At 34.4% G+C, this 12453-nt stretch carries 16 protein-coding genes; 13 read left to right on the forward strand and 3 right to left on the reverse strand.

Going from position 1 to position 12453, the window contains the following annotated elements; genetic code table 11:
- Positions 1-283: 283 nt before the first annotated feature.
- Positions 284-1144 carry an MBL fold metallo-hydrolase gene (locus ACM55I_RS05320; RefSeq protein WP_416845726.1) on the reverse strand — a complete coding sequence of 287 codons (861 nt, stop codon included), beginning with the start codon at positions 1142-1144 and terminating at the stop codon, positions 284-286.
- Positions 1145-1312: 168 nt separating this feature from the next.
- On the opposite strand from ACM55I_RS05320, the gene ACM55I_RS05325 reads away from it, so the two are divergent.
- The 6 genes from ACM55I_RS05325 to sufD all read left to right on the forward strand — a co-directional run bounded on the left by ACM55I_RS05325 (position 1313) and on the right by sufD (position 5822).
- Positions 1313-1642: a HesB/IscA family protein gene (locus ACM55I_RS05325; RefSeq protein ID WP_066075655.1), complete on the forward strand. Its 330-nt coding sequence runs from the start codon at positions 1313-1315 to the stop codon at positions 1640-1642.
- 90 nt (positions 1643-1732) lie between these two features.
- Positions 1733-3181, forward strand: a complete 1449-nt coding sequence (gene sufB, locus ACM55I_RS05330; protein ID WP_416845727.1) for a Fe-S cluster assembly protein SufB — start codon at positions 1733-1735, stop codon at positions 3179-3181.
- Between the two features lie 20 nt (positions 3182-3201).
- Entirely contained in the window at positions 3202-3405 is a 204-nt protein-coding gene (locus ACM55I_RS05335) for a DUF2683 family protein (protein WP_416845728.1), read from the forward strand.
- Positions 3396-3668, forward strand: a complete 273-nt coding sequence (locus ACM55I_RS05340; RefSeq protein WP_416845729.1) for a Txe/YoeB family addiction module toxin — start codon at positions 3396-3398, stop codon at positions 3666-3668. Before ACM55I_RS05335 ends, ACM55I_RS05340 begins: the two co-directional genes overlap by 10 nt.
- A gap of 12 nt (positions 3669-3680) precedes the next feature.
- On the forward strand, positions 3681-4433 hold the full coding sequence (gene sufC / locus ACM55I_RS05345) for a Fe-S cluster assembly ATPase SufC (protein WP_416842285.1): 753 nt from the start codon (positions 3681-3683) through the stop codon (positions 4431-4433).
- Positions 4434-4505: 72 nt separating this feature from the next.
- Positions 4506-5822 carry a Fe-S cluster assembly protein SufD gene (gene sufD, locus ACM55I_RS05350; RefSeq protein WP_416845730.1) on the forward strand — a complete coding sequence of 439 codons (1317 nt, stop codon included), beginning with the start codon at positions 4506-4508 and terminating at the stop codon, positions 5820-5822.
- A gap of 67 nt (positions 5823-5889) precedes the next feature.
- Here the strand turns inward: sufD and ACM55I_RS05355 are convergent, their stop codons facing one another.
- Positions 5890-6126: a hypothetical protein gene (locus ACM55I_RS05355; protein ID WP_416845731.1), complete on the reverse strand. Its 237-nt coding sequence runs from the start codon at positions 6124-6126 to the stop codon at positions 5890-5892.
- 128 nt (positions 6127-6254) lie between these two features.
- Positions 6255-7601, reverse strand: a complete 1347-nt coding sequence (locus ACM55I_RS05360; RefSeq protein ID WP_416845732.1) for a serine hydrolase domain-containing protein — start codon at positions 7599-7601, stop codon at positions 6255-6257.
- A gap of 239 nt (positions 7602-7840) precedes the next feature.
- Here ACM55I_RS05360 and ACM55I_RS05365 point away from each other — a divergent pair, with 239 nt between their 5' ends.
- The 7 genes from ACM55I_RS05365 (at position 7841) to ACM55I_RS05395 (ending at position 12391) form a co-directional block, all read left to right on the forward strand.
- Positions 7841-9055 (forward strand): aminotransferase class V-fold PLP-dependent enzyme, encoded by a 1215-nt coding sequence (locus ACM55I_RS05365; RefSeq protein ID WP_416845733.1) that lies wholly within the window; start codon positions 7841-7843, stop codon positions 9053-9055.
- A 20-nt stretch (positions 9056-9075) separates the two neighbouring features.
- Complete coding sequence (locus tag ACM55I_RS05370) at positions 9076-9510, forward strand: hypothetical protein (protein WP_416845734.1); 435 nt, start codon at positions 9076-9078, stop codon at positions 9508-9510.
- Between the two features lie 23 nt (positions 9511-9533).
- Positions 9534-9953, forward strand: coding sequence for a SufE family protein (locus tag ACM55I_RS05375; RefSeq protein ID WP_416845735.1), 420 nt, complete (start codon positions 9534-9536; stop codon positions 9951-9953).
- 148 nt (positions 9954-10101) lie between these two features.
- Complete coding sequence (locus tag ACM55I_RS05380) at positions 10102-10515, forward strand: GxxExxY protein (RefSeq protein ID WP_416845736.1); 414 nt, start codon at positions 10102-10104, stop codon at positions 10513-10515.
- A 69-nt stretch (positions 10516-10584) separates the two neighbouring features.
- Entirely contained in the window at positions 10585-10908 is a 324-nt protein-coding gene (locus ACM55I_RS05385; protein ID WP_416842278.1) for an SUF system Fe-S cluster assembly protein, read from the forward strand.
- 73 nt (positions 10909-10981) lie between these two features.
- A complete protein-coding gene (locus ACM55I_RS05390; RefSeq protein ID WP_416845737.1) occupies positions 10982-11494 on the forward strand; it encodes a DUF2480 family protein in 513 nt (170 codons plus the stop codon).
- Positions 11495-11542: 48 nt separating this feature from the next.
- Positions 11543-12391, forward strand: a complete 849-nt coding sequence (locus ACM55I_RS05395) for a DUF3078 domain-containing protein (protein WP_416845738.1) — start codon at positions 11543-11545, stop codon at positions 12389-12391.
- Positions 12392-12453 lie beyond the last annotated feature (62 nt).

Consider the following 12453-nt stretch of genomic DNA (forward strand, 5'->3'; position numbering starts at 1 on the left):
ATAATTAAAATGAGAACCTATAAAACAAAAAACAGTAGTAAACCGGAGCTTACTACTGTTTAAAAATTGTACTTTTATTTTTTATTAATCCTGTATCGTTTTTTCAGGACTAGACAGTTGCATTAGAATTAGAAACTTGTTTTGAAGCGCCACATCCTGCCAGAACTAATAGTGCAAATGCAGATAAATAAATTGGTTTAATACTATTCATTATTTGTTATGTTGAGTTTTAAATATTTGTCTAAAATAAATTATTTTGTTACAAAAATATTCAGGGTTAACATTATGTTAGGATTTGTTCACATGTAAATCGTTCTTTCAACCGAACACCTTTTTCTGTTTTTTCGACCGTTATAATTTCATTATGGGCATCATGTTCCAAAAATAAATAATGATTTTTTTCAGCAGCAGCGTTTAGAAATTTTGCTTTTTCCGGCATGGTTAATAAAGGTCTGGTATCATATCCCATAACATATGGAATAGGAACATGTCCGGCTGTTGCCAATAAATCAGCACAAAAAACAATAGTTTTATCCTGATATTGAATATAAGGAATCATTTGTTTCTCGGTATGACCATCAACAAAAAAAATACCGAAACCCAGTTCCGATTTTTCAAGAAAATCTCCCTCTGGTCTTTGGATAAAATGCAGTTGACCACTTTCCTGCATCGGTAAAATATTTTCTGACAAGAATGAAGCTTTTTCTCTAGGATTTGGTTTTGTTGCCCATTCCCAATGGCTGTCGTTGCTCCAAAATTTGGCGTTTTTAAATGCTGGTTCGTAGCCCGTTTTGTCGGTATTCCATTGCACACTTCCGCCACAATGGTCAAAATGCAAATGCGTCATAAATACATCGGTAATATCATCCCGATGGAAACCAAATTTGGCTAAGGATTTATCCATCGAATGCGTTCCCCATAGCGAATAATACCCAAAAAATTTCTCTGATTGTTTGTTTCCCATTCCGGTATCAATCAAAATCAATTTATCGCCATCTTCAATTAACAGGCAGCGCGCAGCAATATCAATCAGGTTATTCCCATCGGCTGGATTGGTTTTGTTCCAAATGGTTTTGGGCACCACCCCAAACATCGCGCCGCCATCCAGTTTAAAATTTCCGGTTTCTATAGGATATAATTTCATGATTTTTCTTTTTTTCGAGAAGAACCAAAGTTAAGGAATTCAAACGCTTTTATCGGTTTCAAATAGGTTTTTTCTATTTTGGCATTAGCTATATAAATGTCATCAATTATGGAAAAAGATTTTTATACACTATCTTTGTGCTTAATTTAGACAAAATCAATATAAGCTATGATAAAAGTTTCTGACACTGCAAGAAAAAAAATCATCGATTTAATGAAAGATGATGGTTTTGATGCTGCAATCGACTACGTAAGAGTTGGTGTAAAAAGCGGCGGATGTTCTGGATTGTCTTATGATTTAAAATTTGATAAAACGAAAAACGAAGACGATAAGATTTTTATTGACAACGACATCACTATTGCTGTAGAAAAAAAATCTTTTCTATACTTAGCCGGAACAATATTAGAATTCTCAGGAGGAATAAATGGTAAAGGGTTTGTTTTCAATAACCCAAACGCCAATAGAACCTGTGGTTGCGGAGAATCATTTTCTTTATAACCAAATAACAACAGATTTAAACCATTAAGAAATTAAGTTAATTAAGCCTTAATAAATCTTAATTTCTTAATGGTTTTAAAAAATAAAATTATGTCAAAATACACAGAAGACGACTTAAAAATCGAACTCGAAACTAAAGAATACGAATACGGATTTTATACCGAATTAGAATCAGAGACGTTTCCTATCGGTTTAAATGAAGATATCGTTCGGGCTATTTCACACAAAAAAGGAGAACCGCAATGGATGACCGATTGGCGTCTTGAGGCTTTTCGTGCTTGGGAGCAAATGACAGAGCCAGAATGGGCAAATGTGCATTATACCAAACCTGATTTTCAGGCCATTTCCTACTATTCTGCTCCAAAAGCAGTAGATCCTAATAAAACATTGGACGATGTAGATCCTGAACTTTTAGAAATGTACAAAAAGTTAGGCATCTCGGTCGATGAGCAAAAGATGATGAATAATGTCGCGATGGATATTGTAGTGGATTCGGTTTCAGTAGCGACTACCTTCAAGAAAACATTAGGGGAGAAAGGAATTATCTTTATGAGTATTTCTGAAGCCATCAAAGAGCATCCAGAATTAGTACGTAAATATTTAGGAACGGTTGTACCACAAAAAGACAACTTTTATGCGGCTTTGAATTCGGCAGTTTTCTCTGATGGATCTTTCTGTTATATTCCAAAAGGCGTTCGTTGCCCAATGGAACTTTCGACTTATTTTAGAATCAATCAGGCAGGAACAGGACAATTTGAAAGAACATTATTAGTTGCTGATGAAGGTAGTTATGTTTCCTACTTGGAAGGATGTACTGCTCCAAGTCGTGATGAAAATCAACTGCACGCTGCTGTAGTGGAACTAATTGCATTAGACGGTGCCGAAATAAAATATTCAACCGTACAAAACTGGTATCCTGGAAATAAAGAAGGAAAAGGTGGCGTTTTCAATTTTGTTACCAAAAGAGGAATTTGCGAGAAAAACGCAAAAATTTCTTGGACACAAGTAGAAACCGGTTCAGCGATAACTTGGAAATATCCTTCTGTTATTTTAAAAGGAGATAATTCAACAGGAGAGTTTTATTCGATTGCTGTTACCAATAATTTCCAACAAGCCGATACAGGAACTAAAATGATTCATTTAGGTAAAAATACTAAATCGACCATTATTTCTAAAGGAATTTCTGCCGGAAAATCACAAAACAGCTATAGAGGTTTGGTTAAAATTGGACCAAATGCAGATAATGCAAGAAACTTTTCACAATGCGATTCCTTGTTAATGGGGAACAATTGTGGTGCACATACGTTCCCTTACATCGAAAGTAAAAATCCATCGGCAAAAATCGAACATGAGGCTACGACAAGTAAAATTGGCGAAGACCAAGTTTTCTATTGCAACCAACGTGGAATTCCAACCGAAAAAGCCATTGCCTTAATCGTAAACGGTTTCAGTAAAGACGTATTGAATAAGTTGCCAATGGAATTTGCAGTGGAAGCACAGAAATTATTAGAAATTAGCTTGGAAGGTTCTGTAGGATAACCCTTTAAATCTAAATAGTTATGGATCTGGTTTTAAAAAATGTAAAGAAAAAAGATTTTCCAGTGCTGAAATCATTGGCAAAATCGCTTGGTTTTGAAATTGTAGAAGAAGAAAAACCATATAATCCAGAATTTGTAAAAGAAATTTTGGAAGCCGAACAAAGTATTAAAGACGGCAAAGGGATAAAAATGACGATGGAAGAAATACGTGCTTTGTGCAAATAGTATTTACTCCGAAAGCCAGAAAAGATCTTGATTTTTGGATTAAATCTGGAAACAAGAATGTTTTAAAAAAAATCGCCGATTTAATCGAAGACATTCAGCTACATCCTTTTGAAGGAATCGGAAAACCGGAGCAATTAAAACATCATTTGACTGGTCGATGGTCAAGAAGAATAAATCAAGAACATCGCATTATCTATAAAATTACAGCAGAAAACACAATTGAAATATTAGACATTTTGTCATTAAAAGGTCATTACGAATAAACAAAGAAACAAATGTTATCAATAAAAAATTTACACGCCTCCATTGGAGACAAAGAAATATTAAAAGGAATCAATCTTGAAGTAAAAGCGGGAGAAATTCACGCAATAATGGGGCCAAACGGTGCTGGGAAAAGTACCCTCGCTTCTATCATTGCCGGAAACGAAAACTACGAAGTAACCGAAGGCGAAATTTCTTTGGACGGTGAAGATCTTTCTGAATTAGCTCCAGAAGAAAGAGCACACAAAGGTGTGTTCTTATCATTTCAATATCCGGTAGAAATTCCAGGAGTTTCGGTAACGAACTTCATCAGAACAGCAATCAACGAAACGCGTAAAGCAAACGGTCAGGAAGAAATGCCTTCCAACGAAATGCTAAAAGTGATTCGTGAAAAATCAGAATTATTAGAAATTGACAGAAAATTTCTTTCTCGTTCTTTAAACGAAGGTTTTTCCGGTGGAGAGAAAAAACGTAACGAAATTTTTCAAATGGCAATGTTGGAACCAAAATTAGCTATTCTTGATGAAACTGATTCTGGACTTGATATTGATGCCTTACGTATTGTTGCTAATGGCGTTAACAAACTAAAAAGCGACAAAAATGCAATCGTAGTGATCACGCACTACCAAAGATTATTAGACTATATCGTTCCTGATTTTGTTCACGTACTATACAACGGAAAAATTGTAAAATCCGGTGGAAAAGAACTAGCGCACGAACTAGAAGAAAAAGGATACGACTGGATTAAACAAGAACAAGAAGCGTAAAATTAGTTTGCAGTTACAGTTTGCAGTTTGCATAACTCATAACTTATAACTCATAACTTATAACTACCAAAAATGGAATTGAAAGAAAAATTACTATCGTCTTTTATGGCTTTCGAAGAGCGTGTCGATGTTCACTCCGAACTTCATGATGTGAGAACTTCAGCTATAAAAAACTTTGAAAATAAAGGTTTCCCAACCAAAAAAGACGAAGCTTGGAAATACACTTCGCTAAACGCCATCCTAAAAAATGACTTTACCGTTTTTCCAAAGCAAGAAAGTGCAATTGAATTTAACCAAGTAAAAAAATACTTTTTACACGAAATAGACACCTATAAAGTAGTGTTCATTGATGGTGTTTTCAGTTCACATTTGTCGTCAACAACACACGACGGAATTGATGTTTGTTTGATGTCATCGGCATTGACCAAACCAAAATACAAGATGATCATTGATACCTATTTTAATAAAATTGCCAGTAAAGAGGAAAGTTTAACGTCTTTGAATACGGCTTTCGCCAATGAAGGGGCGTATATCCACATTCCGAAAAGTAAAGTGGCTGACAAGCCTATTGAGATTATGTATTTCTCAACTGGAAATGAAGCGGCACTTTTGGTTCAACCTAGAAACTTGGTGATTGTGGGTGAAAATTCACATGTTCAAATTATCGAGCGCCACCAAAGTTTAACTGAAAATCCCGTGTTAACGAATTCCGTTACCGAGATTTTTTCTCAAAAACGTGCTATCGTAGATTATTACAAAATTCAAAACGATGCGCTTGAAGCAAATTTAATCGACAATACATTTGTTTCTCAACAGAAAGAAAGTCATGTTTCCGTTCATACCTTCTCTTTTGGGGGGAACTTAACGAGAAACAACTTGAATTTTTATCACTTTGGGGAACGATTGACAAGTACCTTAAACGGGATTACAATAATTGGTGAAAAACAACACGTAGATCATTATACTCTAGTGAAACATTCGACTCCAAATTGCGAAAGTTTTCAGGATTATAAAGGAATTTATTCCGATCGTTCTACAGGAGTTTTCAACGGAAAAGTGTACGTGGAGAAAGATGCTCAAAAAACGAATGCGTTCCAAAAAAGCAACAACATTCTATTGAGCGACAAAGCGACAATAAATGCTAAACCACAATTGGAAATTTTTGCTGATGACGTAAAATGTTCTCACGGTTGTACCGTTGGACAATTAGACGAAACCGCAATGTTCTACATGCAACAACGCGGAATCCCTAAAAAAGAAGCTAAAGCATTATTGATGTATGCGTTCTCGAATGCCGTTATCGAAAACATAAAAATACCGGAACTTAAAAAACGAATCACTACAATTATCGCCAATAAATTAGGCGTGAAATTGGGATTTGATTTGTAATAAAAACTAAGTAGAAGTTAACAAAGTAACCCTTCCAGAGTTTTAAACTCTGGAAGGGCTTTTTATTTTATAATATTCTTTCTTCTTTTATTTCAATTTTTTTAGGAACTCTGACTCTTAGTATAAATCCTGAAATTTTTCCGTCTGAGGTAAGTTGTTTATATCTAGTTTTAACGAATGGTCTTGCTCCATCATTTGGCTGAAATTTTTCTAATAAATATCCCTGTTCTTCCTCATTTAATTCTCTAACAGTTCCGTCATTTTCAATGTATACAAATTCAAAACCTTTTTCTTTTGAACGCAAAGGATAAATATGTCTAAAGTAAAACCTAGTGATTATGAACCCAACGATGAATGCAAAAATAGAATTAGATTTTTCATGTCTTCAATTTGATTTCGTTTTTAACTTCATATTATTAATTTATTTAAAGACTACTTCTCCAAACTCCCCACAATCTCTTTCAACATTCCATTAAAATCAAATTCAGGTTCTTCGGTCAACCCCATTCGAACGATTACTAAATCCAATGATGGGATGATCGCTACCATTTGTCCTTGAAAACCACTGCAATAATACATATCTCTTGGAACATCCGGAAAGTGTCCGCTGGCATTGAGCCAAAAGTGTCCTCCATATCTTCCGTTGGAAGTATTCGTGGGAGTTGTGGTATATTTCACCCAACTTTCGTCCAAAATTTGTTCACCGTTCCAATTGCCTTTATGCAAATACAACAACCCAAATTTTGACCAATCTCGTGTTGTTGCCCAGCCGTAGGACGAACCTACGTAATTCCCCGCCATATCCGTTTCGACAATCATCGAGTTCATCCCTATTTTATCAATCAAAGCGGAATACCAAAAATCTAAATATTCCTGATGCGTTTTGAACTGCTTCCGCAAAATCCCGGAAAGCAAATTTGTCGTTCCCGAAGAATAATTCCAATGTGAATTGGGTTTGAATTCTGCCGATTTTTCCCGTTGAACTCGTGACATATCTTCGGATTGAAAAAGCATTTGGGTGGCATCGCAAATTTTATCGTATTTCTCTTCCCATTCCAAACCTGAATTCATGTGAAGCAAATCACTTGTGGTGATCATTTTCCGTTCATCATTTTGCCATTCTGCTACTGGAGCGGGTTTATAAATATCGTATTTCCCCTGTTTTTGAAGAATTCCAAAAATGGCGCTCGTGATACTTTTAGTCATGGACCAACCCAATATTTTACTGTTTTTATCAAAACCGGTATCGTATTTTTCGGCAATGATTTTGTCTTTATAAATCACTAAAAGGGAACGCGTTCTTTTGTCAACAATGCCTTTTTTATCAAAAGCATTGGCGACAGCCGCATTCAATTTAGTATAATCAACGTTATTAAAAACCGTGTCTTTAGGTTCTATATTTCCATACGGAAAAGGTAAATCATTGTTCAATGTTGTTCTTTTCGGAACTGAATACGGTTTTGTCACATCAAAATCATCGTTGATTAAAGTCGCACCCAAACCTTCGCGGTAAATTGCTTTTCGTTCTCTCAAACCATAAACGGAAGCAACTGCAAATTTTCCGGTATCATCGATTTTGTTTTTTGCCAAATCAATCATATCGATATCATTGTCCCCTTTCTCAATCATTTGTTGGGAACGATTATCGATAAAATGTCCCGAAGCGATACTTTTGGCTGAAAAGCCAGAGATTAAATCCAATTTTGGATAGGTAGTGAATCCAAAATAAAAGATTCCGATAAAAGAGGCAAAACCAACAAATCTGAAGAATTTTTTCATAGCCAATTAATTTGAAGCAATTTAATAAAAAAGAGTCACATTTTTTTGCACCATAACCGGATTAAGAAAATCAAGTTTTATTAACAAGTGTTTGCCAAAAATTAATTCCAATTTCACTACTTTTGTATTTAGAAAAATTCTAAATAATGAAACGCCAATAGCAAATTGGATTTTCTAAAAAATGGTACTTATTGGCATTCTATCTGACCAATAAAAAACAATAAAAACAAGCAGATTAAATGTTAGATATCAATAAAATTAGAACCGACTTCCCTATTCTTTCCCAGAAAGTAAACGGAAAACCATTGGTTTATTTCGACAACGGAGCTACTTCGCAAAAACCACAAGTTGTGATTGATGCAATTTCAAAATATTATCAGGAAATTAATGCCAATATTCATCGTGGCGTTCACACTTTGAGTCAACTGGCAACCGATGCCTACGAAAATTCACGAGGAAAACTTCAAAATCATATCAATGCCAAATTTGCTCACGAAGTACTTTTCACTTCGGGAACGACGCATGGAATTAATTTAGTTGCCAATGGATTTGCTTCGATTTTAAAACCAGGCGATGAAGTTTTAGTTTCGGCATTGGAACATCACAGCAATATTGTGCCTTGGCAAATGTTGTGTGAAAAAACCGGAGCGACTTTACGCGTAATTCCGATGAATGAAGATGGCGAATTGATTATGTCCGAATACGACACCTTACTTTCGGATAAAACTAAAATCGTAACCGTAAATCATATTTCGAATGCTCTTGGAACTGTCAATCCCATTAAATACATGATTGACAAGGCACATGAAGTTGGAGCAGCAGTTTTCATTGACGGAGCACAAGCCGTTCCACATTTGAAACCCGATGTTCAGGAATTGGATTGTGATTTTTATGCTTTTTCAGGACATAAAATGTGTGGTCCAACAGGAACTGGAATTTTATACGGAAAAGAAGCGTGGTTGAATAAATTACCGCCGTATCAAGGTGGGGGCGAAATGATCAAGGAAGTGACTTTCGAAAAAACTACTTATGCTGAATTACCTCATAAATTTGAAGCCGGAACACCAAATATTGCCGGAGGAATTGTTCTGGGAACTGCCGTTGATTATATGAACGAAGTTGGTTTTGAAAACATTCAACAACAAGAATTGGAATTATTGGAATATGGAACCCAACGTTTATTAGAAATTAAAGGGTTGAAAATTTTTGGCACCGCCGCAGCAAAAACTTCCGTAATTTCGTTCAATATTGAAGGAATTCACCCGTATGATATTGGTACGATAATTGACAAATTAGGAATAGCCGTAAGAACAGGCCATCATTGTGCGCAACCAGTCATGAATTTCTTTTGTATTCCCGGAACGATACGGGCATCATTTGCTTTTTATAATACCAAAGAAGAAATTGACGTTATGGTGGAAGCCATTAAAAAAGCGCAACTCATGTTGTCTTAAAAATTTAAAATTAGCTACACATGAAAATACTATCTATTTTGTTCCTGACAATTTTTCTTGGAAAAGGGTGTGAAGCCCAAAAAAAACAGGATATTGAAACTGCTGTAATTGAATACGTTGCCAATACCAGAGGTTCTTATCAAAAAATAACGGTGAAGAATCAGATGGTTACTGTTACAAAAGATAGAAGCGGAAACGACAAACCGGTAGCAACAAAAATAGCTGATGCTGACTGGAAAGAACTAGTGGAATGTTTTAAAACAATAGAATTAGATAGTTTGGCAAAATTAAAAGCACCAACTGAAAAACGTTTTTATGACGGTGCGGCTATTGCCAATTTGAAAATTACCTATAAAGACAAAACGTATGAAACGACTAGTTTTGATCATGGTTTTCCACCAAAAGAAATTAAAAAATTCGTAAATAAAATAACTTCATTCGCTAAAAAAGAATAATACTGAAATAAATTCAGCATACTATGAAAATTAAAGACATACAAGAAGAAATCGTTGATGAGTTTTCTATGTTTGACGACTGGATGGAACGTTATGAATACATCATCGAATTAGGGAAAAATCTTCCTTTGATAAAAGAAGAATTCAAAACAGAAAACAATTTGATTAAAGGTTGCCAATCGAAAGTGTGGTTGCAGGGAGAAAAAAAAGACGATAAAATTGTTTTCACTGCCGATAGTGATGCCATTTTGACAAAAGGAATTATAGCTATATTAATTCGTACTTTTTCGAATCAAAAAGCCTCCGATATTCTGGAAGCCGACATGAATTTTATTGACGAAATAGGCTTGAAAGAACATTTATCACCTACTCGGGCCAATGGATTGGTATCCATGATAAAAAATATAAAAATGTATGCTTTGGCATTCAACTCGCAGAATTAATCTTAAAACATTTAGATTCCTTTAAACATATAAGTAATTTAAGGTCATTTAAGAAAATCATAAATAACTTAAAAAGTTTATACCATTTATAAGAGGGTTTAACATCTCTCAAATAAATTTTTGTTGCTTTTTAAAATAAATTTTATATATGGTTACAAAAAAATACTTGAAAGATTTAGTTTACCGAGTTAATGGAGCTGCCATAGAAGTGCATAAACATTTAGGGCCTGGTCTTTTAGAAAGTATTTATCATAAATGCATGATTAAGGAATTGTCTTTGAGGGGAATTAATTTTCAATCTGAATTAACAATTCCAATTGAATACAAAGGTTTAGAATTAGAATCTGATTTAAGATGTGATTTATTTATTGAAAAATGCTTGGTATTAGAACTAAAAGCCTCTGACAAGGTTTTACCAATTCACGTTGCAAAATTAATGTCTTATATGAATCTTTTGGAAGCACCAATTGGATTAATGATAAATTATAATGTTGTAAATATTTACAATGAAGGACAAAAAACCTACGTTAACGAATTATACAGAAGATTAAAGGAAGAATAGAAAACCTTTAATGAACTTATATTTCTTATATGGTTTAAAAAAATAATAAAAAATAAATTGTTAAAAAACATGGAACAACAAATAGACACTGCCGAATTAGGAGAATCAATCGTAAAAATATTAAAGACTATTTACGATCCGGAGATTCCTGTAGATATTTACGAATTAGGATTGATTTATGACGTAATGGTCAATACGGATTATGAAGTAAAAATTTTAATGACGCTTACTTCACCGAACTGCCCGGTTGCGGAAAGCTTACCAAGAGAAGTAGAAGAAAAAGTGAAATCAATTGCTAATGTAAAAGATGCGGAAGTAGAAATTACTTTTGATCCGCCTTGGAGCAAAGATTTAATGAGCGAAGAAGCAAAATTAGAATTGGGAATGCTTTAAAAAGTATTCAGTTTGCAGTCGCAGTTTTCAGTTTTACAACTGTGACTGCAACTGCTACTGTAAACTAAAAAAAATGGAAGAAATAATAAATAAAGTTGCGAATAGTGTTTTGGAAGTTTTCGATCTCGAAGATTATTATCCAAAAGGGATTCGTGCGCAAGTAGACATTTCACAATGGCTCTTGGAAGGTTTTTTATTGAAAGAAAAAGACTTTAGAGAGCAGCTGAAAAATCAGGATTGGTCACAATATCAGGATCAGTATGTAGCCATTAATTGCAGTACCGATGCTATTGTTCCAGCTTGGGCCTCGATTTTGGTTGCGATTCAATTAGCACCATTTGCAAAGAAAATCATCAATGGGACATTAGAAGATTTAGACGCTTCTCTTTATGAAGAATTGTTGCCTAAAATTGATTATTCGGTGTATGAAAACAAACCTGTCATTATAAAAGGATGTTCCAGAAAACCGGTTCCAATGCGGGCTTACGTATTAGCCGCGCATCACCTACAACCTTTTGCACGAAGTATCATGTATGGCGAAGCTTGTTCTGCCGTTCCATTATATAAAGCGAGTAAAAAAGAGTAGTATTCCGTTTATTTTATACTTTAATAGTAGAATTTAAAAGATAAAGTCATGAAAAAAATAGCATTTTCTTTACTGTTTCTTTTTGCCATACTTTCTGTACATGCGCAAGAAACTTCAAAAGACACTACAAAACTTTGGACCAAAAAAGGAAATATCTCTTTGCTTCTTAATCAATCCGCTTACAACAAACAATGGCTGGGAGGCGGAACTTCAAACGTGGCGGGGAATTTTGGTTTGAATTATGATTTCAACTATAAAAATGGAGACATAGTTTGGGATAATAAATTTATTCTGGCTTATGGTCTGAGTAAAATAAAAGGAGCCGAAAGAATAGCCAAAACCGATGATCGTTTAGAGCTGAATTCACTTTGGGGTAAAAATGCCCAAGGAGAATGGTACTATTCCTTGTTTTTTAATTTCAAGACCCAAATGGACTCTGGTTTTGATAAAAATAACATCAAAATTTCTCATTTTTTTTCTCCGGCTTATTTTCAAGTTGGACCTGGAATGTGGTGGAAAAAAAACAATCATTTAAGCGTCAATTTTTCCCCTGCAACAGCAAAACTAATTATCGTTCATCCTCATTTTACTGAATTTGGTCGTTCTTTTGGAGTATTACAAGGTGATTCTTCCCGATTTGAATTTGGAGCCAGTATTTCGGGATATTATAAATTCAACATAATGACAAATGTTGGTATTGAAAACAGATTGAATTTATATTCCAATTATTTAGACAAACCTCAAAACATTGATGTCGATTATCAAATGAATGTAATCATGAGAATAAATAAATACTTGTCAGCAAATGTGGCTGTACAGGCAATTTACGATGACAATTCGATTCAAGCCGTTCAAGTAAGAGAAGTATTTGGCTTAGGGGTTAATTACGGTTTCTAAAAAAACACATTTTTAATAAAAAAAGACCTTTAGAAATTTCTAAAGGTCCTTTTTATTTTTAT

Source organism: Flavobacterium algoris (genome assembly GCF_048158525.1).
In the GTDB taxonomy this organism is placed as follows: Bacteria; Bacteroidota; Bacteroidia; order Flavobacteriales; family Flavobacteriaceae; genus Flavobacterium; species Flavobacterium algoris.